The 24893-nt window shown below is 43.9% G+C and carries 20 protein-coding genes; 6 read left to right on the forward strand and 14 right to left on the reverse strand.

Features of this window, described 5'->3' with window-relative positions; all coding sequences use genetic code 11:
• Window positions 1-295: 295 nt before the first annotated feature.
• The 6 genes from rplI to HXT29_RS04235 all read right to left on the reverse strand — a co-directional run bounded on the left by rplI (window position 296) and on the right by HXT29_RS04235 (window position 5092).
• Window positions 296-742: a 50S ribosomal protein L9 gene (gene rplI, locus HXT29_RS04210; RefSeq protein WP_415688578.1), complete on the reverse strand. Its 447-nt coding sequence runs from the start codon at window positions 740-742 to the stop codon at window positions 296-298.
• Between the two features lie 16 nt (window positions 743-758).
• Window positions 759-1007, reverse strand: coding sequence for a 30S ribosomal protein S18 (gene rpsR / locus HXT29_RS04215; protein ID WP_004105399.1), 249 nt, complete (start codon window positions 1005-1007; stop codon window positions 759-761).
• A 139-nt stretch (window positions 1008-1146) separates the two neighbouring features.
• Window positions 1147-1728: a single-stranded DNA-binding protein gene (locus HXT29_RS04220; RefSeq protein WP_004105402.1), complete on the reverse strand. Its 582-nt coding sequence runs from the start codon at window positions 1726-1728 to the stop codon at window positions 1147-1149.
• 154 nt (window positions 1729-1882) lie between these two features.
• Window positions 1883-2179: a 30S ribosomal protein S6 gene (gene rpsF, locus HXT29_RS04225; RefSeq protein WP_004574062.1), complete on the reverse strand. Its 297-nt coding sequence runs from the start codon at window positions 2177-2179 to the stop codon at window positions 1883-1885.
• A 362-nt stretch (window positions 2180-2541) separates the two neighbouring features.
• Window positions 2542-3723, reverse strand: coding sequence for a hypothetical protein (locus tag HXT29_RS04230; protein ID WP_422118304.1), 1182 nt, complete (start codon window positions 3721-3723; stop codon window positions 2542-2544).
• A 511-nt stretch (window positions 3724-4234) separates the two neighbouring features.
• Window positions 4235-5092 carry a DeoR/GlpR family DNA-binding transcription regulator gene (locus tag HXT29_RS04235; protein ID WP_004105415.1) on the reverse strand — a complete coding sequence of 286 codons (858 nt, stop codon included), beginning with the start codon at window positions 5090-5092 and terminating at the stop codon, window positions 4235-4237.
• A 227-nt stretch (window positions 5093-5319) separates the two neighbouring features.
• Here HXT29_RS04235 and HXT29_RS04240 point away from each other — a divergent pair, with 227 nt between their 5' ends.
• Window positions 5320-6474 carry a quinone-dependent dihydroorotate dehydrogenase gene (locus HXT29_RS04240; RefSeq protein WP_004105417.1) on the forward strand — a complete coding sequence of 385 codons (1155 nt, stop codon included), beginning with the start codon at window positions 5320-5322 and terminating at the stop codon, window positions 6472-6474.
• A gap of 141 nt (window positions 6475-6615) precedes the next feature.
• On the opposite strand, the gene HXT29_RS04245 is transcribed toward HXT29_RS04240, so the two are convergent.
• From HXT29_RS04245 to HXT29_RS04265, 5 genes are all read right to left on the reverse strand, one after another.
• The gene (locus HXT29_RS04245) at window positions 6616-8937 is read right to left on the reverse strand and encodes a transglycosylase domain-containing protein (protein ID WP_004574072.1); all 2322 of its coding nucleotides are present in this window, start codon (window positions 8935-8937) and stop codon (window positions 6616-6618) included.
• Between the two features lie 58 nt (window positions 8938-8995).
• On the reverse strand, window positions 8996-9706 hold the full coding sequence (locus HXT29_RS04250) for a Crp/Fnr family transcriptional regulator (RefSeq protein ID WP_004105425.1): 711 nt from the start codon (window positions 9704-9706) through the stop codon (window positions 8996-8998).
• Between the two features lie 234 nt (window positions 9707-9940).
• Complete coding sequence (locus HXT29_RS04255; RefSeq protein ID WP_422118305.1) at window positions 9941-12445, reverse strand: S9 family peptidase; 2505 nt, start codon at window positions 12443-12445, stop codon at window positions 9941-9943.
• Window positions 12446-12534: 89 nt separating this feature from the next.
• On the reverse strand, window positions 12535-14019 hold the full coding sequence (locus HXT29_RS04260; RefSeq protein ID WP_004105429.1) for an App1 family protein: 1485 nt from the start codon (window positions 14017-14019) through the stop codon (window positions 12535-12537).
• Window positions 14016-15833 carry a L,D-transpeptidase gene (locus tag HXT29_RS04265; protein ID WP_112928497.1) on the reverse strand — a complete coding sequence of 606 codons (1818 nt, stop codon included), beginning with the start codon at window positions 15831-15833 and terminating at the stop codon, window positions 14016-14018. Before HXT29_RS04265 ends, HXT29_RS04260 begins: the two co-directional genes overlap by 4 nt.
• Before the next feature lie 382 nt (window positions 15834-16215).
• Between HXT29_RS04265 and HXT29_RS04270 the strand changes: the two genes are divergently transcribed.
• The 4 genes from HXT29_RS04270 (at window position 16216) to rpiA (ending at window position 21010) form a co-directional block, all read left to right on the forward strand.
• Window positions 16216-17316, forward strand: coding sequence for a diacylglycerol/lipid kinase family protein (locus HXT29_RS04270; protein WP_004105433.1), 1101 nt, complete (start codon window positions 16216-16218; stop codon window positions 17314-17316).
• Between the two features lie 30 nt (window positions 17317-17346).
• On the forward strand, window positions 17347-19020 hold the full coding sequence (gene pgm, locus HXT29_RS04275; protein ID WP_174191492.1) for a phosphoglucomutase (alpha-D-glucose-1,6-bisphosphate-dependent): 1674 nt from the start codon (window positions 17347-17349) through the stop codon (window positions 19018-19020).
• Window positions 19021-19054: 34 nt separating this feature from the next.
• Complete coding sequence (locus HXT29_RS04280; RefSeq protein ID WP_422118306.1) at window positions 19055-20173, forward strand: ribonuclease H family protein; 1119 nt, start codon at window positions 19055-19057, stop codon at window positions 20171-20173.
• Between the two features lie 138 nt (window positions 20174-20311).
• Window positions 20312-21010, forward strand: a complete 699-nt coding sequence (rpiA, locus tag HXT29_RS04285; protein ID WP_004105437.1) for a ribose-5-phosphate isomerase RpiA — start codon at window positions 20312-20314, stop codon at window positions 21008-21010.
• 136 nt (window positions 21011-21146) lie between these two features.
• Here the strand turns inward: rpiA and HXT29_RS04290 are convergent, their stop codons facing one another.
• Complete coding sequence (locus HXT29_RS04290) at window positions 21147-21236, reverse strand: 30S ribosomal protein bS22 (RefSeq protein ID WP_004268639.1); 90 nt, start codon at window positions 21234-21236, stop codon at window positions 21147-21149.
• Window positions 21237-21339: 103 nt separating this feature from the next.
• On the reverse strand, window positions 21340-21996 hold the full coding sequence (locus tag HXT29_RS04295; RefSeq protein WP_422118307.1) for a hypothetical protein: 657 nt from the start codon (window positions 21994-21996) through the stop codon (window positions 21340-21342).
• 107 nt (window positions 21997-22103) lie between these two features.
• Between HXT29_RS04295 and radA the strand changes: the two genes are divergently transcribed.
• Window positions 22104-23573: a DNA repair protein RadA gene (radA, locus tag HXT29_RS04300; protein WP_422118308.1), complete on the forward strand. Its 1470-nt coding sequence runs from the start codon at window positions 22104-22106 to the stop codon at window positions 23571-23573.
• A 59-nt stretch (window positions 23574-23632) separates the two neighbouring features.
• Here the strand turns inward: radA and ribF are convergent, their stop codons facing one another.
• Entirely contained in the window at window positions 23633-24877 is a 1245-nt protein-coding gene (gene ribF / locus HXT29_RS04305) for a riboflavin kinase (RefSeq protein ID WP_180946745.1), read from the reverse strand.
• Window positions 24878-24893 lie beyond the last annotated feature (16 nt).

A 24893-nucleotide genomic window follows, 5' to 3' on the forward strand; every position in this document is an offset into this window, starting at 1 on the left:
AATGGCAGAAAAACGGCAGAAACCTTACACGAGTGTAAAATTTCGGTCGGATTAAGGCAATAAAACGGCAGAAACTTTACACGCTTGTAAAGAAAAGGTCGCGCGGGGAATAGAAATGTAAAACCGACCAGCGCGCAGCAATAAAAAACTCTGCGCAGCATCGCACTGAGAAAACTCAATACAACGCAAACGCAGAGCTAATGCTTAAGTTCAATCCACATGTATTACAAGCAGAAAACCACTAAAAGCAAGAATCTGCTTGCTGCAACATGTTTTGTAAAATTCACAAAGCTACTTACTCAGCCACAACCTTAACAGTGAAGGAAGCGGTGATTTCCGGATGCAACGTTACGGTTGCTGGGAACTCACCAGTGGTCTTAATAGTAGCAACCTTAATTGCGCGAGCCTCAACTTGAGCCTTGGAAGCCAAAGCAGCAGCAATCTTATCGGCAGAAACGCCACCGAAAAGCTTGCCGGATTCGGAAACCTTAGCAGAAAGCTCCACAACGGTGCCTTCAATCTGAGCCTTAGCTGCAACTGCCTCTTCACGAGTGGCAACAGCCTTGGCAAGACGAGCGCGACGCATTGCTTCAATCTGGGAAGCAGCACCCTTGTTCCATACAAAAGCAAGACCCTGAGGAATCAGGTAGTTGCGTGCATAGCCAGCCTTAACTTCAACAACGTCACCAGAGTGACCGAGGTTGGCAACAGTCTTGGTAAGAATAACCTTGGTTTCAGCCATATTCCTATCCTCTCAATCAGCGACCGGTAGTGGCGTAAGGAAGCAAAGCCATTTCGCGAGCATTCTTCACTGCCTTCGCGATCTTGCGCTGTTCCTGCACGGTTACGCCGGTGATACGACGGGAACGAATCTTGCCGCGGTCAGAAACGAACTTGCGCAGCAAAGCAACGTCTTTATAATCAATTTCAGTAATCTTGGCAGCCTTCAAAGGATTTGGCTTCTTTTTGAAAGGCTTGACCGGTGGTTGCGGCCTTTTGCGTGACATAAGATGTCCTCTCTCAAATCCGTTATGCTTTTTGTTCGCATAACATGTAACTGATGATGTATTTATAAGGATTAAGTAAGCGCGTAAATAAGTGCATAAATAAACAAATAAATACGCTATCTATAGCTCAACTAAAACGCTAGAACTCAGGTTCTTCAGAATCGCCACCAAAATCAGAATTAGCGCCGAAAGTTGAAAAACTATCGTTTGTTGGCGCAGCAGCACTCCACGGATCAGCCGCTGAAGAACTTGCGGCATGCTGAGAAGCGGCCTGGCTAGCAGCATAATTTGCTCCGCCAGCATAACCTGCACCAGCAGCATTTGCTGCACGCGAGCCACCAGCAAAACCTGTTGAAGAGCTTTGGCGGTTAACTTGCGCAGTTGCATAACGCAAAGATGGACCAATTTCGTCAACTGTAAGTTCAACAACTGTGCGATTAGAGCCGTCTTGCGCTTGATACGAACGCTGCGACAACCTGCCTTGAGCAATCACGCGCATGCCTTTAGAAAGGCTGTTTGCACAATGTTCTGCCAAGTCTCTCCACGCTGAGCAACGCATAAATAATGCAGGCCCATCCTCGAACTGATTCGTATTACGATTAAACGTTCTAGGTGTGGATGCAATGGTAAAGCTCGCAACAGAAGCACCGTTGGAAAGTGCCCTTAATTCAGGATCCGAAGTGAGATTTCCCACGACGGTAATAATTGTTTCACCTGCCATATCGTGCCTTTTCTTTCTCGCTTTACTCGTAATCGCATGTTAGTTAGCAATTACTGGCAATTTTGTGCGCAACTTATGCGCGGTTGTTTACGTATTTATTTAGCTTAACTAGTTTTTATTTAATTCACTAGAGCTTACTTAGTTTTGCTAGTTTTTACTTAGCGTCCTTGCGAAGAATCTTCGTGCGGATTACAGATTCGTTAAGGTTCAAAACACGGTCAAGTTCGTCACTTACAGATGGCTCGGCAGTGTAGTTCACCACAACGTAGTTACCTTCGGTTTTGCCTTCAATTTCGTAGGCAAACTTGCGGCGACCCCAGTAATCGGTACCGTCAACGGAACCGCCCTCGTTGGTGACAAGCTCAAGATACTGCTCGGTCAACTTCTTAAGACCGTGCTCATCCAGCTCAGGATTTGCAATGAACATCAGTTCATACTTATGTGCAGACATCACCCACCTCCTTCGGACTATCGGCTGTGGACCTTCCACAGCAGGAGTGTGTTTGCAAAATATGCGCGATTGTTTGATGATAAGCACCAAAACCGCACACAACTTTGCTATTTTACAGCACGCTCGTGACGACGAGAGTTACGCGCTTAAACGATGGTGTCAGGCGGCAGAAACTTTACAGCGGCGTAAAAAGAGAACGAACGCGGTAAATACAAGCGTACAGATCTCAAAATTGCTATAAAAAAAAACTTAGTCTAGCGCACCTTTCAGCACACTAGACTAAGTAATTCACAGTAAAACCGACTCAACAATCAACCAATAAGCTAAAGCCCAAATGATTCATCGCTGAATCAGCTTTTAGCTTAGTGACGGATCTTGCGAAGAGCAGCACCCATGCCAGCAAGCACAGAAGCAGCAACAGCAGCCATAGCTACAGCAGCACCAGTCTTAGCTAAACCAGCAGCAGCGGCACCGTTTGCACCAGCGGCAGCACCGTTAGCATTGCTGTTCTGCTGAGCAGAAGCCTTGGTATTCTGACCCTGCTTAGCAGCAGCCTCAGCAGCCTTAGCTTCCTTACCAAACTTACCGCTCATAGCAGAAGCATAAGCATGCTTCAAACCAGGAACAGCTGGAACCTTTGGATCCAAAGGATCAGAAGTCACAACTGGTGGCAACAAAGCTGGGTTCACACCAGCAGCAACAGCCTCATTGTAAACATCCTTGTAAGTCTGCAAAGCCTTATTATAAGCAGCTACAGCAGCCAAATCCTTTGCCAGAGCATCATCATAAGCAGCCTTAGCCTTGGCAAGAGCAAGAGTTGCACGCTTAAGGTGAGCCTCAGCACGATCTGCAGCATCACGCAAACGAGTAAGGGTAGCAGAATCATTCACGCCAGAAGCCAAGAATGCGTTGAGCTTTCCATTAGCAGCACTGAATGCATCCATGCGAGCATTGTACTCAGCAATAGCAGCAACCAAAGCCTTATAAGCATCATTGAACTTATTCTTAGCAACAGCAAGTTCATCATCCTTGTTGTCCAAGTTCATCTTAGCAAGACGAACCTTGTTAATAAGAGCCCTCTTAACCTGATCCTCAGTTGGATCTGGAACTGCGCAGTTCTCCAATACGTTCTTAGCATCGAGATACTTAGCAAGAAGATCATTTACCTTAGTCTGCTGAGCTTCCTTAGCCCTAGTCTCTGTAACGTTAGCATTGAAAGCATCAACATACTTCTGAACCTTTACGTACAGATCATGTGAGACTTCAGATGGATCAGCATTATTCTTCAACAAGCCAGTAGCCAAAATTGTAACAGTATAATGTTCAGCTTCAGAATCCTTTGCAGGAGCTGGAGAAACTGTCATACCATCAAGAACAGCCTTAGCATCAGTATAAGCTTTGTAAGCAGCATCAGCAGACGTCTTAGCAGCGCTCTTGAATGGAGCAGGATCTGGGCATGCAGCCATTGCTGGAGCAGCAAAAGCGAAACCAGAGAGGAGGGTGGCGCCAGCAGCGAATGCGGCGATAGCCTTCTTATTCAACATAATATTTTCCTTTCTTCTTCTCCTTCGCACTAGGGTATGCGAAGAAAAATTTGCCATTTGCGGTTTCCCGCTCGTACCAGTGAACTAGGGATTCAACCGGTAACTGAGTTAAAACTTACCGCAAGCTCTCAGAAAACTCAACACTAAAATTCAGGTTTCTCAGCATCAAAAATACAAAAATCTTGATAAATATTCGTTATATTCATTGAAAAGTAGAAATATTTACGACATTTTTCTGTATTTTTTAATAAAAATTACGCGACACGCCATATACTGGATTTTTTTAACGTTTTTTCAGCTTTCTTTAAGGTTTGAGTTTTGTGATTCCTCTAACAGCCTTATAAAACAAAGAAAAACGCAATATTTAACCATCGGCGAAATTTGTTTAAACATCGACACACTTGAAGCAAAACCAAACAGAAAAACCAAAAATGCCCGAGTAAACAACTCACTCGGGCATTAAAATCATCAGCGCGCAAAATTAAACTTTGCAAAAATATTCGCAAAAATACTAATCAAGCAAATCGTCAGAATCTCCAGAACTCACTAAATCGTCAGCATTAGACGCATCAAGAACATCTCGCTCATCAATAACAGGTGCCAAAACCAAATCCTTCACAAGCTCACGCGTACGAAGCTGAGAATCAGCATCCAAACCATCGTCGGTAATAACAGTATCAACCTGATCAAAACGAGCAAATAGCGAAAGCGACGTACAACTCCATTTAGTATGATCCGTCAAAATAATCGTGCGATCCGCAATATCCATTAACGCCATATCAGTAGCAGCTTCCAAAGAATTTGGCATAAGGAATCCGCGAGGAAGAGACACAGAATGCGTGCCAAGAAAAACGGTATTCACACGAAGAGAAGCAACAACTTTATCTGCAATAGGCCCAACCAGCGAATTGGAACGCGTAATCACGCCACCGGTAACAATAACCTCGACATCCTTCGACTCTAAAGCTTGCACAAGCTCCGCAACAGGAATCGAATTGGTCAAAATCGTAATACCAGAAGCCCTGCGCGACTCGAGCAAATGTTGCGCAAACACATAAGCAGTGGTACCGCCGCCAATAGCAATCACATCCCCCGGAGAAACATAATCCACAGCCAAACGCGCAATTGCATCCTTCAAACCAATATCCATTTGCGACTTTACAGAAAACAGCGGCTCCGAAAGCAGAGTATTAGTCGTCACTGCGCCGCCGTGAACGCGCTTTAAAAGCCCACGATCCGAAAGCTCTGCGATATCCCTGCGAACCGTCATAGCAGAAACGTTCAGTTCTTTAGAAAGCGCAGTAATGCGAACAGCACCGCGCGTACGGAGACGGCTTAAAATCAAATGTTGACGCTGTGAAGAAATCATACGAACATTATCGCACACGTAAACGCAAAAAACAAACGTAATTGAGCGTTTCAGGGCATTAAAACGAAAAGAACGCACATTTTGTTGTCAAGCAAAGCAAGTTTTATGAAAAATCGCACAAAAACGAACGCGTACTAAGGAAGAAAACGCACAAACTACGGCAAGAAAAAACGCACAAAATACACTAAGTAATAGCGCATATAACAATAATGCCCTACTATATAAATATGTATTACGTTTCTGAACACTCATTGCACAATGTCGTCAATAAAGCAACGACCGACCTTTTTACATTCTCATACAAACACATTATTAAACCGCATTTTGTTTTTAACATTCCTCCAGACGAAGCGCATGATCGCATGATTAATTTTTGCAAATTTAGCGAACGCACTCCTGGATTAATGTGGCTTCTTCGCGAAATGCTTAACTACACAGACCCAGTGCTAGAAACTAACGTTATGGGTGTGGATTTTGCAAATCCGTTTGGCTTAAGTGCAGGACTGGATAAAAACTGCCAAATGGCGACCGTACTAGACAACGCCGGCTTTGGTTTTGAAACAGTTGGCTCTACCACAAGCCGACCATGCGAAGGAAATCAAAAACCTTGGTATCATCGCCTTCCAGAATATGACTCTATTCTTGTACACGCAGGACTAGCAAACGATGGCAGCGAAGCCGTTGTTGCACGAGCCGAGAAAGCCTGGACGCATGCAAAGTCTATGAATATGTCTATTTCTATTGCGCGCACAAACGACGACTTAGTTGGCGACTTGGAAGAAGGAATTGAAGACTACCATATTTCTATGGAACGTGCAGCCGGAAAAAGCTCAATAATTGAAGTAAATATTTCATGCCCGAACACGCGTGTGGGTGAACCATTTAGTCAGCCGGAAGCACTTGACAAATTATTCACCGATCTTGACACTATTAAGCGACCTCAGCCAACGTTAGTTAAGATGCCGCTTAATTTGCACGGTGGTTGGGAACAGTTCAAATCTTTGCTTGACGTACTTGCCGAACATAAAGTTGACGGAGTAAGTATTGCGAACTTGCAAAAGAATCGCGCAGGACTTGATGTTCCGGAAGATTGGCAAGGAGCACTTTCTGGAGGTCCTACCTACAGCGCAAGCAACGAGCTTATTCGACGCACGCGCAAAGCTTTTGGTAAACGTTTTGCTATTGCAGGCATTGGCGGAGTATTTACGCCAAAGCAAGCATATGAGAAGATTCGCTCAGGCGCTGATTTGGTTATGTTTATTACGTCACTTATGTACAGAGGACCGCAGCAAATCACAACGCTGAAACGCGGACTTGCGGATCTTTTGAAACGCGACGGCTTTGAGCATGTTACAGACGCAGTTGGTGCGGATTTGAACTAGTACAGTGCGTATTTGCGCTAAAAATGACCCTTACTTTGCTCACAATCAAGTAGCATAAGTAAGGGTCTATTTGTAAGGAACAGCACAAAACAACTTAGTATTTAGTAAGTTAACTAGCAATTACGAGTTAACAAATACCATTTAGTAATTATCAGTTTCTGAATTACTATAGTCGTCGCGACGAGCAGTGCCGTACTGATCTTGCGTGTTCTTTTGTTTCTTAGCTTCTTCCTGCTGTTCTTGTGCTGCCTGCTTTCTAGCGTCTTCATCTCGCTTCTGCTGATCAGTTTTAACAGTATTTTTAGGCATGCCAGGCAGAGTTCCACCGGCAGTGTACTTTGGATCAGGCTTGCCATAATCGTTGTCAACAGGAATGTTAGCAGCTTTCAAATAGTCATTCATAAACTGTTTCCACGCTGGCGTTGCAATATACATACCGTACCAAGCTGCCATTGTACGACCGTTAATAGTCATGCCATTAAAGCTTTTTTGTGATTCGGCGTTACCAACTGCCACAAACGAAGCAACTTGATACGGCACAAAACCAGCTGTAGTCATGTAGTACTGTTCGTTAGTACCAGTTTTTGCGAAAGTCTTGCGACCACCATCAAGTTGGGTAGTTGAAGCCTCGCCGCCAGGTTGCACAACACCCTGATTCAGCGCATAAGCAGCAGTTTGAGCAATTCCCTTTGGAATTGCTTGATGGCAATGCGCACTAGGAACTTTCAAACGCTTACCATTTTTGTCAACAACTCGCTTAATAGCAATAGGATCGCATGCCACGCCATCAGCACCAATAGTTGCATACACATTCGCCACAGTTAAAGGCGAAGCTTGCACAGAACCAATCGTCATAGGCGGATTAAGCGAGTTAGAAGAATACACACTTTCCTGACCAAGAGGCGAATTATGGTAACCAAGTATGCGAGCAGCATCCGCGATTGAGCACAGCTTAATTTGCTGAGCCATAGAAGCCTGAGTGGTGTTATGCGAGCGCACAAGACCTTGCAAAGGAGTTTCCGGATTAGTTGTGCCACCACCAGAGTTTTGAACTGACCAACTACCAACTCCGCGGAATTTGCTGCAATTAAAATCAGCATTGTTGTAAAGCATAGAAGTGCGAAGAGGCTGATTAATTGACTTTCCAGCAAGCATCCATGCAACCATATTAATTGGCTTCCACGTAGAACCAATCTGCCAACCAAGACCGCCACCATCTCGCTCATCTACAGCATAGTTCAAAGCAGTATGCGTAGGATCTGATTTTGCAGCATCCGTAGCATCATAAATACGATTGCTGCCAAATGCCAAAACTTCACCAGTTCCAGGCTTAATTGCTGCAATTGAAACCTCAAAACCGCTCTTATCGTTTACAGGAATCGTATCTCTAGCAGCTTTCATAGCAGCCTTACTAGCACGCAAATCCATAGTTGTGTAGATATCAAGACCACCCTCAGTAAGCAACTTTTCGCGCATGGCAGCAGTTTTACCAAACTCGCGAGAATGCAAAATTTTCTTCGTTACATAATCGCAGAAGAATGCTGCATCACCTGCAGCTTGGCATCCAATCTTAGAAACTTCCCTCTGTATGTTAAGAGTGCTTTTAAGAGGAATAGCAACAGCGGAATCATGCTCGCTCTTAGTAATAAAACCTTGACGAAGCATTAAATCAAGTACAATATTGCGCTGCTTTTGCGCTTCAGGTTGATTTGCTTCAATAGAAGGATCGTAACGCGAAGGATTCTTTGTAATTGCAGCAATAGTTGCCGATTGCACAAGATTAAGCTTTGCAGCACTCGTATTGAAGTATCGATGAGCTGCAGTTTCTACGCCGTAAATATTATTGCTACCAAACTGCGCAATATTTAAATATCCCTGCAAAATCTCAAGTTTGGAGTATTTTTTCTCCATTTGAATTGCAATAAGCATTTCGCGCAATTTACGAGCAATAGTGCCTTCAGAAGCGTGATACTCAGCTAAAGGATCGTTATTTTCGCGAGCTTTAATCATAAGCACATTTTTTACATATTGCTGAGTTAAGGAAGAGCCACCTTGCATATCTCCCTTTTTAACGAATGTTTGCACGAATGCGCGAATAACACCTTGCATATCTACGCCGGAATGCTCAAAGAATCGACGGTCTTCACGAGCAACCATTGCTCGCTGCATATATTGCGATATGCGTCGAAGCGGCACTACAGTGCGGTTTTGAGCATAAAAAGTTGCAATAATAGTTTTGCCATCAGAAGCGTAAAGTCGCGATTTTTGCGGCAAAGCAGTTACATCAAAATCGATGCCGTCAACGCGAAGTGAAGGTACTACTGTTTTCACTATGCTATTCACGCTCATTACGCCAGGAACAAACATAATACTTGCTGCAACACCTCCTGCAACACACAAAGTGATGTAGGTAAGGAACAGTGCTAGCACACGGCGAACAGTCAGTGAATTCTTTTTCGGCATGCGTACTATTCTAAAGGTTTGCCTCTACTTGAAAACTGGCATCATAAACATTCGCACTTTAACGCTCAGCTCGACGAATAAGCATGCCAGGCTTATAAATAATAATTGACCTGCCTTGGCGCATAATCCAGCCTCTGTTTGCAAAATCCATAAGTGCTTTGTTAACTGTTTCGCGTGAAGAGCCAACAAGTTGCGCAAGCTCTTCTTGCGTTAAATCATGCGGCACAAGCAAGCCATCGCTCATAGGCTCGCCAAATCTTGAAGCTAAATTCAGCAAAGTCTTCGCTAAACGAGCAGGAACATCCATAAAAACTAAGTCGGAAATTCGCTCATTATTTGCTCTCATGCGCGCTGCAAGCACTTGAAGCATATCTACTGCAACGCTAGGGTGATTGTTTAGCCAATGGAATAACACGTCATTTTCTAGCCATAAAACTCTAGTATTGTTTGTAATAGATATTGCTGAAGCTGTACGAGGACCGCCGCTAGGATCAAAAACGGGAATTTCGCCTAGAATTTCGCCAGGAGTGTGAATACTTAACAATTGCACACGATTGTCGTTTGAATGACGAACTAATTTTACTCTTCCACGCTCAAGCAAGTACATTCGATGGTCAGTATCGCCTTCATTAAAAATTGCCGAACCTTTTTTAAATGTCGATTCTTGCAAATACTGCATCAATTCTTTTACTTGATCAGCTGGAACTTGCTTAAACAATGCGGTATGTTGCAGTGAAAATTCATCACTGTCAACGCTGAGTGTTGCCATTGCTGCTCTACCCCTTCATTAAGCAATAAGTAGATATCTCCATTGAACTACCTGTATGCGGATGAGCGCAAACGCAAACGAAAAGCGTAAGCGAAAAACGCACATCACCTGACCTATGATATCACGAAAGACGAGGAAACGACATTTACTTTACGCCGCTGTAAAGTTTCTGCCGCCTTTTAGCACACAAACGACATTTACTTTACAACGCAGTAAAGTTTCTGCCGCTTCCGACTAACTGTTTACGCCCATAACATGCAAGCACCATGCGTTTTCATAAGCTAACTCCTGCCATTGCCTGTACCTGCCAGAAGTGCCACCGTGACCACCGTCAGTTTCAATACGAGCAATTGCATCAACCCCAGAAGCTTGCAATTTAGCGAGCCATTTCAAAGGTTCTGTAACAAGTACGCGCGTGTCGTGAATAGACGATGTGATTAAGATTTTCGGAAAATCAGCTAACTTTTTGCGACCATCTTCCGTTTTTGCGCAAGGCACATTTTCGTAAGGAGTATACGATTTCATATAAGCATAAGCTTCAGAATCATCGAGCGGATTGCCCCACTCATCCCACTCTGTTACAGTAAGCGGCAAAGAAGAGTCGAGCATAGACGTAAGAGCATCTACAAAAGGCACGTCTGCTTCAATCCCTGCATAACATTCCGGAGCCATATTTGCTATAGCACCCATAAGCAAGCCTCCTGCTGAACCACCGTTTGCAACAGTATGGCAAGCGGAAGCAAAACCAGCATTTTGCAAAGCACGCGTGGCATCAACAAAATCTTCAAAAGTATGCTTTTTATTAACGCGCCTACCCTGCTCATACCACGCGCGACCCATTTCGCCACCGCCTCGCACATGCACTTGCGCATATAACACGCCGCGATCCAGCAAACTCAAGCGACCGACAGAAAAAGTAGGGTCTGAACTAACTTCATACGCTCCATAACCAGTAATAAACATTGAGTCAGTTTGAGAAATTTTATCCGGACGCCACACAAGCGATACTGGCACACGCTCACCATCTCGAGCAGTAATCCAAACTCGCTTTTCAGCATAATTGTGCTCATTAAATTCGCCTAAAATTTTACCTTGCTTGAGCAGCACATCTTCGCCTGTTAAAGGATCCAACTCGCGAAGTTGACCTAAAGTCGCATAACTACCAAAAGCGTAACGCATATGCGGAGCTTCGTACGAAGGATTTCCAGTCATAGAAATACTAAATAGGCGATTATTGTTGATTTCTTCTTGTGAAATATTTGCGAGCGCAGCACGTGATTCGGCTTGCGCTTGATCCGCAAGTTGATCCGTAAGTTGAGAAGAAAATTGATCCGTAAGTTGATCCGTAAATTGATTCGTAAGCTGGGAAGAAAGCGGTCGCACTTCGCAAAAACGCCACGGTTTTGCTTGCAAAAAATCTTCAACAGCGCGCTTCTTGCTCATTACAGCCAAATGCGGCAAACCTTGAGAACGGTAAGCTAGTGCCACATAATTTTTGTACATTGACAATCCGCTTATGCTCAATCCAACTGCATTTTGCAATATTTCAGGATTTTGAGGCGAATTATAAGGCTTTGTAATAGGCTCACTTCCGGCACCTTTTTGCCAAGCATCTCCTTGCTCGCAACCATAAGGAGAACCCGAAGCAACACATACTCCATCCGAAAGCTTATACGTTACATGCTCATCAAACTTGCCGGAATTTCCTCTCATATCAATAATGTCAATTTCAAAATTAGGATTTTTAGCGTTATGGCACACAATCGCAATTGGAATATCTTCACCATTTTCGCCAGCATTCTCAAAGCAAGCGAAGGAAATATCGTATTCCACTCCCTCAACCGGCTCAATAACCATGCTGAATTCGCCTTCAGGATTGCTCAAAGGAAGCATAAGCACGCGCGATGTAGTCTTTGAACTACTACTGATCATCATGTATCGTTCGTCAAAACTTTCATACACGTCAACAAAAAATCGCTCGTCAGTTTCTTCAAAAACTTTTACATCATTAGAAACGTTAGTGCCAACCTTATGCCTCCAAACCTGATAAGGACGCCAAGCATCATCAAGCTTTACATAAAACACCCATTTTCCATCTGGAGAAAGTGAAGCAGAAGCAAGATTTTCCCACGATTCTTCTAACTGCGACCAAGAACATGTTTTTGTAGAAAAGTCACGAATAAAATAGTTAAAGCGTTCATCACCTTGAGTGTCGACACCGTACAGCATTCGCAAACCGTCGGTGCTCAAATCCATTCCACCGACTCTAAAGAACTTGCCACCAGAGTGCTCAGATTCAAAGTTTGCATCAAATAAAATCTCTTCACCATCAGTTGTGCCAGGTTTTGCAGAATTGTCGATAGTTGGCGGATTCCAATCGTCACTATTTTCGACTTTCATACGGCATTGCACAGCGTATTGTTTGCCTTTTTCAGTGCGCACGTAATACCAGTAATTATTCATGCGCACAGGAACAGACATGTCTGTTTCTTGCACTCTTGAGCGCAACTCGTCAAATAATGTAGAACGCAAGTTTTCTAAGTGCTTTACACGCTGTTCAGTATAAGCATTTTGACTATTGACGTATTCCATAAGCTTAGGATTATTGCGATCTTTCATCCAAGCATATTCGTCTATATAAGTGTCGCCATGGAATTCACGTGCCGACGGTATGCGTTCTGCCGCTTTTGGCTTTGCAAAATCTTGATTATTCATAGCTACACCTCTTTTAATTTTCATTAAGTATTTTCTTCAGCTCTTATATATTAGTAACGAAATATTTTCTGCAATTCTTTAATATTACAAAATTATTTTGCAATTATTTTATACTATTTCGCAATCGCTTCCTCTATAAACGGAAGCATTACTTTAGCTAAATCTTTGCCTTGAGGAGCTGCAAAAAATGGCACGCCTTGCAAAGTACCAGCAGCACCTTCTGCTTCAATTATGCGCATTTGAGCATCATCAAAATCATCAATATCACCAGAAAACTCGTTAGCATTATTTAATTTTTCGATCGCCATAGTAGGAATTTCTTGCGCATCTTCACACGTAGTATCAAGAGCATCCGAAAAAACATACGCACGTTTAGATGCACTTAAAGCAACAGCAAAATCACGAGATAATTTACGACGAAAATCCTCAACAGTAGCACGCTTACGCAATTGCCTAATACCTACTGCAAGCACACGACCTGGATGCTTACGAATAATATTCGCATACGTTAAAGGATCCTTTTGACCATCATCGCCAATAAGCACAAAACGCATGCCAGGAAAATCATCCATAAGTTGAGTTGCAAATTCTAATTTATGCTGCGGTCCGTTTGGAATAAAAGTTTTAGGACGCGGATCCAAATCACGAAGAAGAAGAGGACCCTCAGGAAACTTTTCGCGATCAATAAAGTGACGAATTGAAGCCTCAACATTCCACGGAGAAGTAGAAAGATAGAAAAATGGAATATCGTCACGCAAACGCTCTAAAGACTGGAAAAACTCAGACATTCCAGCAACTGGCGAACGATGAGCAGGATTCATAATAAGCAAATTATAAGCAGCGCGAATTGGCGAAGGCGCTTGAGTAACCATAATAGTGTCGTCAACGTCCGAAATAACACCAACAGGAACATTTGCATCAATAGCAAATAAACTCGCTTTTACAGGCTCACGGTCACTAACAGAATACGAAACAACGTGACGACCAGGCTCTAAAGCGCGTTCGGTAATTAAATCTAAATACCCTGCACGGTCAGAAATACAGTACTCTGCACTACCATCGCGTGAACCTTCAGGCTTATCGTATATTTCAGAATCGCCAATTTGAGCTGTTTCTACAGGAATACCGTCAATAGACAAAGCCACGCGCACACGCACAGCAGGAACAACAAGCATCGCATAAATTCCGCGTTTTAGAGCAGAATGATGACCAAGCTTTGGAGCATACACAGTTCTGCAAATCAAGCGAGCATATCTATGCGTTCCATACCCAATATATGGCTCAACACTTGGAAACCAGCCAAAACGACGAGCAACACGACCAGCAAGACGCATCCACATGCCGACAATAGACGTAACGAGCCTGCGACCAAAACGCACAAGCAATGGCTTATTGTCAATACGCTCAGCTTTAGAAGGAGCGTCAAACAATGTTGCCGTAACATGCACAGGAATTGGCGCACTGCTAATCCGTCTAGACGCCACTAATTGCGGAGTAGATTGTGGGCTTTGCACATACTCAAGATTAGAACGCGCAGAAAGCGAAAGTCCTTCGGCGCGTTCATCTTTGTTAAGTGAGTTACCCACAGATTCGCTCATTCGCGTACCGGACCATCCGGAGTCGTGCCAACAATTTGCACAATAGTGCCACGTGGGCAATTTTCAAAAATCCAGCGAGCATCCTGCTCATACATGTTTATGCAACCATGAGAGCCGTGATTTGCAGCATCGCCAGTTGCAATACCCTTATAATTCCAAGAAGCAGTGTGGAAACCTTCTCCACCATGGTAATAGCTAACCCAACGCACTCCAGGAGAGAAGTAAGGAGAGCCATCGCCATTCCTACCGCGCATATCTTGTGAAGCATAACGCAAGTAAATAAAGAATGTACCAGAAGCTGAATCATCGGCACCGCGCTTACCTGTGCAAACAGGGAATGTTTTTACAAGTTCATCATTCCTATAAACAGAAGCCGTTTGGGTTGTTTTGTCAACAACAATGCGCATTTCAACAAGCTTCTTTTCAACGGTAAACTTAGTGATTTTTGAAGGAACAGACATCTTGAAATCATTGCCATTGCGCAAAGATTCTACAGCCTTTTTCGCAATACTATCGGAATAGCTAATTTCAACACCATTAGAACCTTTAAGTGTTGTGAAAATAAACTTGCCTTCTTTATTGACTGCATCTTCCTGATTAATCTTTTGCTGATTAAGCTCTTTTGGAAGAACTTGAGACAAATAATAATCTGCTTTATCTGCATCAATTGTGTAAGAAAGCTTACGGCGAGTCGTATCTGCTTTTATACTGATCCAAGACGCAATCGCTTCTTTTGGAACCGTAAAATCTTTACCGTCACCGTTATTAAACGTGATTTTTTTCTCAAGAAGTTTATTTAAATCATCTACAAGTTTCTGCGCTGCATCAAGCTTAATAGGAGCGTCAGTGCGTCGAGATGTAACAGAAACTTTTACTGTTTTACCAGGGTGAGCAATTAACTTTTTTACTGCTTCACGAACAGACATAGTTTCTATAGTGCGACCAGGTATACCATCCTCTACCTTGTAAGATTCAGAATCCTTGTCGAAAACTGCACTATAAGGTACAGCGCGATCCTTCTCACGAATAAACTTATGCAATAAGTACGAATCCAAAGCAGAATCATCACGTACAGCTTTCAAGCTCACGGTTTGATGAACCCAAGGCATAATACGAGTAAATAAATTATCTCGCTTAGCATTCATAATAGCTTTTACAGTTGCGTTCTTATCAATCTTGACACCAAGTTGACTCAAATCTGCATCAACACTATTGCCTTGATCGTCACTAATTACTAATTCGCTATGATCCACAGCATTCTGAACAGTCTTGCTTACAGAATCTTCCTGATAGCCAGTGAGATTGCGCGTAATAGAAGCATCACCAAAATCAACACCTGGAGCAACTCGATTGTTGAAATACAAATGAAGTGCAAAAAATGCTGCAGCTAACAAAATAACAAAAATAAGAAGCGAATACATCAACGCCAATGCGGAACGGTTCGCACGATGTTTCTTTGCTTTCGGCTCTACTACTCTAAATGAATCGGTTGCAGTTGAATCGGCAGGAGTTGCATTTGCATACATGCCATAAGATGTAGCATTATTGCCAAACACATTCTTCTTATTACCGGCAATATCTTCAACGATATCGTCAACAATGTCTCCAGAAGTATCTTCTTCATCGGCGACTTCGCCTAAATTATCAGCAAGAGTTCCCTCATAATTAACAGAATTATCAGCCATTTGATCTTCTACATGACTTTGAGGAACCTGCATAAAAGCAACAGTATCGTCACTAGCATCATCAGGCATATTACTAGATGTAATATTGAAGGATTCATCTCCCTCAAAATTTTGCTGTAATTCAGCCATATTCAAAACCTCTGCTCAATAATTGTATGCGACAGACACGCTTGCACAGTTTACCACTAGCGACGCACGAAATTAGTATTAGCGAAACATGAGAGCATAACTGGTTACATAACTAGCTATATAACTAGCTAAATATTTAGTACAGAATTAATGCGAATAATACACGTTAAAAAACGAGCAAAGAACAAGCAAAAGCAGCAAAATGCACAATTAACTAGCAACTAGCCGACACCTAATGAGTAACTAATAAACATCTAATACAAGCAATAAACGATATTTATAAAAACAATAAATACTACACAAATGTGTAAAAAACGTAAATATTCGCAATATGCCGCAAAATTTAGTATTGTAGAAAAAATAATGTGCAAGAATAGGAAGTATGCCAACTATGCCTATTCAAGCGACTATTGCTCTTATGATGATTGTATTCGCGCTTGTACTCGCACCATTCGTCATCATGATTGTTTCGCGCGCTTTAAAACGTCATCATTTGGCAGAAAAACTTGCTCAACGACACGGCGACTCAGTGCATTACGCATTCATACTTAATCCTTCAAAACCACAAGCGGAATCGTATCGCGAAAGTATTAAAAATTATTGCAAAGAACGCAATTTAACCTACGAAATTATTGATACACAGTTAGATAAAGATGGGCGCGAATGCGCTTTAGAAGCACTTTCAAATGGAGCTAATGTAGTAGTAGCAGTCGGCGGAGATGGCACGGTTCGTACTGTTGCGAGCGCAGTAAGCGGTAAAGGTCATGCGATGGGAATTATTCCTATTGGAACTGGCAATCTTTTTGCTAGAAATATGGGAATTCCAGTAAACGACGTGGATGCTGCGCTGCGTGTTGCAACTTCTCACGGTTCTAGGCAGGTTGACGTTGGGCGCGTAACGATTCTCGACAATCCAGAAGAAGATCATGGACACGCATTCTTAATTATTGCAGGCATTGGTTTTGACGCGTTAATGATTGACGACACTGATCCAAACTTAAAAAAGAATATTAGTTGGCTTGCTTATTTTGTCTCTGGTGTAAAGCATTTGTTTATGCCAAAATATCGCGCAACCGTTACCTTACAGCGTTCAAATGGCGACGAAAGTGTGCTAAAAGGATTGACTTTCCGCACACTTATGGCTGGAAATTGCGGTCAAATTCCTATGTTTTCGCTTATGCCAGAAGCAGCATACGACGATGGTGTGCTTGATTTTGAGATTATTGACACTTCTGGCGGTTTAATTGGTTGGGCTAATTTGTTCCGAGGAGTAATACACCAAACGCTAACAGGGCGCGCACTCCAGCAGGATTCGCTTTCTGCAGGCTCGAGAATTGACCAAACGCAAGGTTTTAGCGCAGAAGTGCAATTAGAAAAATCTGCTCCAGTGCAAGTAGACGGCGACATTTTGGGATATACGAAACATTTGCGCTTCACTGTTGACAAGCAAGCATTGTGCGTAAGAGTGCCAGAAAATAAATAAAATACAAGCGCTGTGGCAAAATAAAAAATTATGGTAGCAAAAAATGCGGGAATGCCCGCCACCCCAGAAGATCTAGTCGACGTCGACGCTTTGGTTGGCGCTTACTATGATGAAGTTCCAAATTCCAACATTCCAGAACAGCGCGTGATTTTCGGCACGTCCGGTCACCGTGGTTCTGCTTTGAAAACTTCGTTTAACGAAGCTCATATTGTGGCAATTACGCAAGCTATTGCTGAATATCGCAAGAAAGCTGGCGTAACTGGTCCTCTTTATATTGGTCGCGATACGCACGCTCTTTCTGAGCCTGCTCAAAAAACCGCTATTGAGGTTTTGGTTGCTAACGGAGTTCACGTTCGCGTGGATTCTCGCGGCGACTTCGTGCCAACTCCTGTTGTTTCTCAGGCTATTTTGACTCATAATCGCGCAGCCGACGGCACTCAGCGTTTTAGCGGCAACGGCTTGGCTGACGGCATTGTCGTCACCCCTTCGCACAACCCACCAACCGACGGTGGTTTTAAGTACGATCCTGTAACAGGCGGCCCTGCACCTGCGGAAGTAACTAACGCAATTGCAGCTCGCGCAAACGAATTGCTCGACAATTACAAGTCCGTAAAGCGCGTACCTTTCGAGGAAGCAATCAAGTCTGATTTGGTTGAAGGCTTCGATTACCGCGAACACTACGTTAGCGATTTGGCTAATGTAATCGATTTCGATGTGATTCGCTCTAGCGGCGTGCGTTTGGGAATTGACCCACTCGGCGGCGCAAGCGTAAACTACTGGCCACTTATGAACGAAAAGTACGGTTTGAACATCGGCGTTGTGCGTCCAGAAGTTGATCCAACTTGGCGATTCATGACTATTGACCACGATGGCAAGATTCGTATGGATCCAAGCTCCCCTTACGCAATGAAGGGCTTAGTTGATCAGCTTAACGCTGGCGCTTGGGATAAGTACGATTTGGTTGGCGGCACCGATCCAGATGCTGACCGCCACGGTATTGTGTGCCCTAACTGGGGCGTTATGAACCCGAACCATTACATTGCGGTATGCGTGGAGTATTTGTTCGGCGGTGCTCGTCCGGATTGGCCAAAGAATACTGCTATCGGCAAGACGCTTGTGTCTTCTTCCTTGATCGACCGCGTGGCTGCTTCTATTAACGCAAAGCTTGTGGAAGTTCCAGTTGGATTCAAGTGGTTCGTTGACCCACTCTTTAGCGGCGAAGTTGCTTTCGGCGGAGAGGAAAGCTCCGGCATGAGCTTCTTGCGCAAAGATGGTCGCGTGTGGACCACCGATAAGGATGGTTTGATTCCTGATTTACTCGCTGCGGAAATTACTGCAAAGACTGGCAAGAACCCAGCTCAGCTTCACCAGGATCAGGTTGCTCGCTTTGGCGAAAGCTGGTATAAGCGCGTCGATACGCCGACAACTCTTGAGCAAAAGCAGAAGTTCGCAGCTTTGAGCGGCAGCGACGTTGAAGCAACTAAGCTTGCTGGCGAAGATATTACCGCAAAGCTTACGGAAGCTCCTGGAAACGGCGCAAAGATTGGCGGCTTGAAGGTGACGACTAAGAACAACTGGTTCGCTGCTCGCCCATCTGGTACCGAGAATATTTACAAGGTTTACGCAGAATCCTTCGTTTCTCCAGAAGCACTTGACAAGGTGCTTGAGGAAGCTACTGCTGTAGTCGACAAGGCTTTAGCGTAACGTAATAATCTTGCGTAAATAAAGAATCTACTAATTGCGCTGGTTGCAATCTGCAGCCGGCGCATTTTTGAAAGGTTTTGTCATGATTGTTGTTTCAACAGACGGTTCCGCGCTCGGAAACCCAAACGGTTCAATGGGTTGGGCGTGGGCAGATCACATTGACGAGTCTGGTAGCTCTAACGAACACCATCACACAGGCAATGCAGATGCTGGAGGCGCAACTAATGGCACAAATCAAATTGGCGAATTATGCGCAGTTTTGGAAGCTTTACGAGCACATCCTGGAAGTGAGCCGCTCACAATCGAAAGTGATTCACAATACGCTATAAACTGCGCAACTACGTGGATTCACGGATGGAAAAAGAACGGTTGGAAAAACTCTAAAAATGAACCTGTTAAAAATGCCGAGCTGATTCGAGCAATCGACGCGGAAATTACTAAGCGCGAAGGCGCCGTAAAATTCGTGTGGGTTAAGGGTCACGCAGGAAACGAAGGAAACGAAAAAGTTGATACACTAGCGCGCGGATATGCGGAAGATTGCCGAAATGGTTTGAAGGACGGATACTTGCCTTTAGAAGGCTGGAAGTCGCTTCTTGCTTCTGAATATGCAAAAGGTACGAATGTGCCAAGTGATGCGAAAATGCTTTTAGATGGCAAAATTTCCAATGCAGAATATCATCTTGAACGCACAGTTGGCGAAGATATTAATCCTGATTTTTCTGCACAAAATAGTAAAAATGCTAGTGATCTAACTGAATCTGTAAATGAATCAGCACGCAAACAAGCGCAAGAAGCAGCATGTGAAACGAAGCCTGAACAAATGCGTGAAACAAAGCGTGAAACGTTAGAAAATAGCGAAAAAGATGCACTATCAATAGAAAATAAACAAGATATGCACCAGCAAGACGCTATAACTATTGTTCAAGAAGTTCCAAAAACAGAGCAAAATGTTACGCAAACTACATCTAAACCAGTTCAAGGATTAAGTGTTTCTGGCGTGCTGCAGTTTACTCCCCCGCCAAACACAAGCCCAAGCTTTAACGGCGAGGCGCGTTTTATTTCCGGCACAATCAACGTAAGCGGCTACGTAGAGCCCGACGGCACCTTGCATTTATCTCCAACTGCCTTCTACCTAAATCAGGCGAGTAAATAAATCATAAAAATCTGCACGCAGACTAATATGGAAATGTACGAAAATGAGGCACGCATAAAAACACAAAGCCTCTCCCGCAAATAGCGATGGAAGTTCATCGGCGAACTCGGGAATAACAAAAACAAGAAAGCAGGGATAATGGATAAAGCACAACAAGATGCGCTTAAAAAAGCAGCAGGCATTGAAGCCGCAAAGATTGTAAAGAATGGAATGATGGTTGGTCTTGGCACCGGCTCTACAGTGCGTTTCTTAGTTGACGAGCTTGGCCGCAGAGTTAAGGAAGAAGGCTTGAGCTTCACAGGAGTCACCACTTCTCGTCGCACACAAGAGCAGGCAGAGGGCTACGGCATTAAGATTCTCGACATTAACGAAGTGGATCACATTGACGTTACAATCGATGGTTCTGATGAGGTTGACAAGAATTTCAACGGAATTAAAGGCGGCGGCGCAGCTCTTCTTTGGGAAAAGATTGTGGCTATTAATTCCGACCGCATTGTGTGGATTGTTGACGCAAGCAAAGTAGTCGACACGATTGGCAAGTTCCCACTTCCTGTTGAGGTGATTCCGTTTGGCTCCGCGCAGGTGATTCGTAAGTTCGAAAAGCGCGGATATAAGCCAGTTTTGCGTCTTGATGCAGACGGCAAGGAAGTGCGCACCGACGAGAACAACTTCGTGGTTGATTTGCATATGGAGCGCATTGAGCATCCGCAGGAGTTGGCGAAAGATTTGATTGAAACTGTTGGCGTTGTGGAACACGGCTTGTTCTTGAATATGGTTGACACGGTGATTGTTGGCGATCCAAACGGTCCTCGCACGCTTACAAACCCAAATAAGTAGCGAAACTAATCGAAAAGTAGAGTCCGCAAACGCGGGCTCTACTTTTTTGTATATAAAAAGCGCCGGAAAAACCGACGCTTCAAAAAAGTCTTACGTGCCTAAACGTTCAGACACGCATCAACGCATAGTAAGAAAATTACTTGCGCTGGTGACGAGTCTTACGCAGCAGTTTGCGGTGCTTCTTCTTGCTCATCCGCTTGCGGCGCTTCTTGATGACAGAACCCATCTGAAGCCTCCATTCCTATGTAAAGTGTGCAACTTGCCTAATGTTACACCGTTTTAACGACTTTGTGGAGTGATATTACAAAGAACATCATTTTTTACAACATTTACATTGGGAATCTGTGATAAAAACGCTCTACTGCTTGCTTTGCGCCGTTCACTTCAAAAACAGCGGTATCGTTCTGCCACAATGCACTAGCCTGTGATTTATCATTTTCATCATTTCGCAACACATAGCTACCGGAAGTCTTGCCAGAAACTTGAATTTTTCCACTTGCGATATCAGAACCCTTAAGTCCATCAACTAACGCTTCATACTGCTTGTTCGCAGAATCGCGATTCGACCATTGAGCAACAGTTACAGACACTTCCCCATCTGGCTGACCAGTTGAGTACTTAACAGAATATTCCTCCAAAGGCGACGATTCAGTCCAAGTTGCACTAGGTATAGCGTCAACACGAGCGAAATCAAGTACGCTATCAGGCATAGCCTTAAGCAATGCCGTAGAAGATGCTGGCAAAGGTTTCGATGGTATAGAAGGCGTTTTAGGCATTACCATATGATTTTTGCTCGCAATATTTTCGTGATTCAATGCCCAACCTGGCCACATAAATGCTGAAATTAGAGCCAAAACCACAATTACTGCAGCTGAAGTCAACACAACTAATAACTTGCTGTGTGATGAATTATTGACACTTGAGGAATTCATATTCAACGCACCCATCTTTGAAGCATTCATACTTGAAGCATTCGATTTCGACATACTTGCATTATGTCACATCGCGATGACGCTTTTAGTACGCAAAAGCGCTTTACAATCAAAAACAAATACAAAATATGATTGTCTAATAAAGCGTATAGCGTCGAGATATGGCTAGTAAATCTACTCTTCACTATTTATGCTCCGAATGCGGTTGGAGCGGCTCAAAATGGTACGGTCGCTGCCCTGAATGTGGCGAATGGGGCACAGTGAACGAGTTTAGAGAGGCGCGAGTTAGCGGATTATCTCGTACAACACGTACATCGCGCACCTATTCACCGGATGGCATAACTACTTCTAATCGCAATATCGCACATTCAACTCTCGATTCAGCAACATCCGCACAACCAATTAATGAAATTCAAGCAGACGACGCAATGCGCATTCACACTGGTTTTAGCGAATTCGATCGCGTATTAGGCGGAGGACTTGTGCCAGGCTCCGTAACTCTTATAGCAGGAGAGCCAGGTATCGGAAAATCAACACTACTTCTAAAAACAGCAGCTTACGTATCTAAACGATCAAAAGAAAGCAACACTCCCCCTGTATTGTATATTTCCGGCGAGGAATCAGCAGCACAAGTTAAATTGCGCGCGTCTAGAATTAACGCTGTAAACGATTATTTATTACTTGCAACAACAGGCGATCTTGACACTGTATTAGATCTTATTGAAACGCATCACCCTACTCTTGCTATTGTCGATTCTGCACAAACGATTTCCGCACAAGAAGTAGATGGCATTACAGGCGGTTCTACACAAGTTAGAGAAGTTGCGAGCGCACTTATAGACGTCGCTAAAACTAACAATATTCCGATACTTTTAGTTGGGCACGTTACAAAAGATGGTTCAATAGCAGGGCCGCGTACGCTTGAGCATTTAGTAGACACAGTATGTCAATTTGAGGGCGATACACAAACAGCGCTACGCATGCTAAGAGCTGTAAAGAATCGCTTTGGGCCTACAGACGAAGTTGGCTGCTTCGATATGAGCGGTGAAGGAATTGAGGAAGTGCCGGATCCTTCCGGACTGTTTTTGTCTTCTACAGAAAACGATAATCAAAGTAAAAATGCGCAAGATGGCACAAACGACGGAACTTGCGTCACTTTTACACTTGAAGGACACAGAAGTCTGCCGATTGAAATACAAGCACTTGTAACGCAATCGGCTCTGCCCACCCCTCGCCGTGCAGTTTCTGGTGTTGATTCTAACCGTCTTGCAATGCTTACAGCAGTTTTGTATCGTCACGGAAACGTTAATTTGCTTGCAAAAGATTTGTACGTATCTACTATTGCAGGAGCGTTGGCAAAAGAGCCGTCTTGCGACTTGGCAATCGTAGCAGCTTTAGCTAGCGCTGCTGCCGGGAAAGCAGTAACTCCTAAAACTTGCGCAATTGGCGAGATGAGCTTAACCGGTCAAGTTCGCCCAGTGCCAAGAATAGAGCCGCGATTGCGCGAGGCTGCGCGAATAGGATATAAGCGCGCAATAGTTTGCCATATGCGGAAAAGCGTTAGTATTCCAGGATTAGAAATTATTGAAGTTAGTACAGTGCGAGAAGCGTTAAAAGCACTTGGGCTATAAGCTAAACGCAGCTAGCAAAAATAATCGCAACTAAAAACAACTAAGCGCAAATATCAAAATCAGACTTCAGCTTCAGCATCTGTAATCTCGCGCACTTGCTCAACATTAGCTTTGAGCATATCTTTTAGCGCGTCAACTGAGTCAAAAGCCTGTTGCGGACGCAAGAAACTAGCAAACTCAATGCAAACGCGATGCCCGTACAAGTCTTTCCAATCGTCGAACAATCCGTAAGCTTCAACAGTGCGCTCTGCATCTTCTTCGCCATCTTTATTAAATGTTGGCTTAGTTCCAATAGAAATCGCAGCAGGCCAACGCCACGGAGAATGAACGCCTAAATGAAGCTCATCACGACGCAAAACACTCACATCTGGAACAGCATTTTTCGATGGTCTGACATCGTTCTTATTGTCAGCATCTAAATCAACAACCCAGCCTGCATACACGCCATCAACTGGCACATAGCCTTCAATTTTTTCGCCAAGATTTACTGTTGGGAATCCAATCTCGCGCCCACGCTCGTCTCCATGAACTACTGTTCCTTCAACGCGATGCGGCTGATCCAAAATTTCACGCGCTTCTTTGACTCGACCAGTAGCCAACATCCAGCGCACATTTGTAGAACTCCAAGCACGCACTTTCTTATTTGGCATGCTCTTACTCCAAGCACGATATTCAGCTTTATTCATGCCCTCAGAAGGATCTTTAGGATCTCCAGGCTCCTGTGGAACTTCACGAACAATAGGATCAGGCACGCGAACGTCATCTGGACCCAAATCCTCTACTTCAATAAGCTCAAAAACTCCAGTTGCTTGAGACAACTCACGAATTGCTTTGATATCACCAGCACGACGAGCACCAAGCGCAGCATCAGAGCCAAGAACTAATGCTCGCATACCAAGCTTTCCAACGAGCTGACCTAAGAAGAAACGGTACGATTTTGCAGCAAAAGCAAGGCTGTAGCGCACAATCACAACATGATCAACATCCAACTGTGACATCACGCGCAAACGTTGACGCACGCTTGTAAGAGCATCCGGATCGCCCGGAAGTTTAGAATTAACGTCGCCAAAATCATCGTATAAATCAGGATTAGCATGCACTACGCTTGGACGCGGATCAAACATAATCACTACTGAAAACGCTCCATGACGATGCGCAAGATCCACAGTACGACGAATAACCTCGCGATGACCTTTGTGCATACCGTCGAATACGCCAATGGTAACAACCGCTTTACGCTCTGCACTTAACGTTGGCCAATTAATCATGCCGTTGGCATCTGGTCGAATGTCGATGACCTTCATGATATCCTTACTATCC

The sequence above is a fragment of the Gardnerella sp. DNF00550 genome, from assembly GCF_049262685.1.
Lineage (GTDB): Bacteria > Actinomycetota > Actinomycetes > Actinomycetales > Bifidobacteriaceae > Bifidobacterium > Bifidobacterium leopoldii.

What these genes read in the sequence shown, in the direction of transcription:
- rplI (WP_415688578.1), bottom strand. Translation starts at nt 742, where the DNA reads ATGGCTGAAACCAAGGTTATTCTTACCAAGACTGTTGCCAACCTCGGT.
- rpsR (WP_004105399.1), bottom strand. Translation starts at nt 1,007, where the DNA reads ATGTCACGCAAAAGGCCGCAACCACCGGTCAAGCCTTTCAAAAAGAAG.
- HXT29_RS04220 (WP_004105402.1), bottom strand. Translation starts at nt 1,728, where the DNA reads ATGGCAGGTGAAACAATTATTACCGTCGTGGGAAATCTCACTTCGGAT.
- rpsF (WP_004574062.1), bottom strand. Translation starts at nt 2,179, where the DNA reads ATGTCTGCACATAAGTATGAACTGATGTTCATTGCAAATCCTGAGCTG.
- HXT29_RS04230 (WP_422118304.1), bottom strand. Translation starts at nt 3,723, where the DNA reads ATGTTGAATAAGAAGGCTATCGCCGCATTCGCTGCTGGCGCCACCCTC.
- HXT29_RS04235 (WP_004105415.1), bottom strand. Translation starts at nt 5,092, where the DNA reads ATGATTTCTTCACAGCGTCAACATTTGATTTTAAGCCGTCTCCGTACG.
- HXT29_RS04240 (WP_004105417.1), top strand. Translation starts at nt 5,320, where the DNA reads ATGTATTACGTTTCTGAACACTCATTGCACAATGTCGTCAATAAAGCA.
- HXT29_RS04245 (WP_004574072.1), bottom strand. Translation starts at nt 8,937, where the DNA reads ATGCCGAAAAAGAATTCACTGACTGTTCGCCGTGTGCTAGCACTGTTC.
- HXT29_RS04250 (WP_004105425.1), bottom strand. Translation starts at nt 9,706, where the DNA reads ATGGCAACACTCAGCGTTGACAGTGATGAATTTTCACTGCAACATACC.
- HXT29_RS04255 (WP_422118305.1), bottom strand. Translation starts at nt 12,445, where the DNA reads ATGAAAATTAAAAGAGGTGTAGCTATGAATAATCAAGATTTTGCAAAG.
- HXT29_RS04260 (WP_004105429.1), bottom strand. Translation starts at nt 14,019, where the DNA reads ATGAGCGAATCTGTGGGTAACTCACTTAACAAAGATGAACGCGCCGAA.
- HXT29_RS04265 (WP_112928497.1), bottom strand. Translation starts at nt 15,833, where the DNA reads ATGGCTGAATTACAGCAAAATTTTGAGGGAGATGAATCCTTCAATATT.
- HXT29_RS04270 (WP_004105433.1), top strand. Translation starts at nt 16,216, where the DNA reads ATGCCAACTATGCCTATTCAAGCGACTATTGCTCTTATGATGATTGTA.
- pgm (WP_174191492.1), top strand. Translation starts at nt 17,347, where the DNA reads ATGGTAGCAAAAAATGCGGGAATGCCCGCCACCCCAGAAGATCTAGTC.
- rpiA (WP_004105437.1), top strand. Translation starts at nt 20,312, where the DNA reads ATGGATAAAGCACAACAAGATGCGCTTAAAAAAGCAGCAGGCATTGAA.
- HXT29_RS04290 (WP_004268639.1), bottom strand. Translation starts at nt 21,236, where the DNA reads ATGGGTTCTGTCATCAAGAAGCGCCGCAAGCGGATGAGCAAGAAGAAG.
- HXT29_RS04295 (WP_422118307.1), bottom strand. Translation starts at nt 21,996, where the DNA reads ATGTCGAAATCGAATGCTTCAAGTATGAATGCTTCAAAGATGGGTGCG.
- radA (WP_422118308.1), top strand. Translation starts at nt 22,104, where the DNA reads ATGGCTAGTAAATCTACTCTTCACTATTTATGCTCCGAATGCGGTTGG.
- ribF (WP_180946745.1), bottom strand. Translation starts at nt 24,877, where the DNA reads ATGAAGGTCATCGACATTCGACCAGATGCCAACGGCATGATTAATTGG.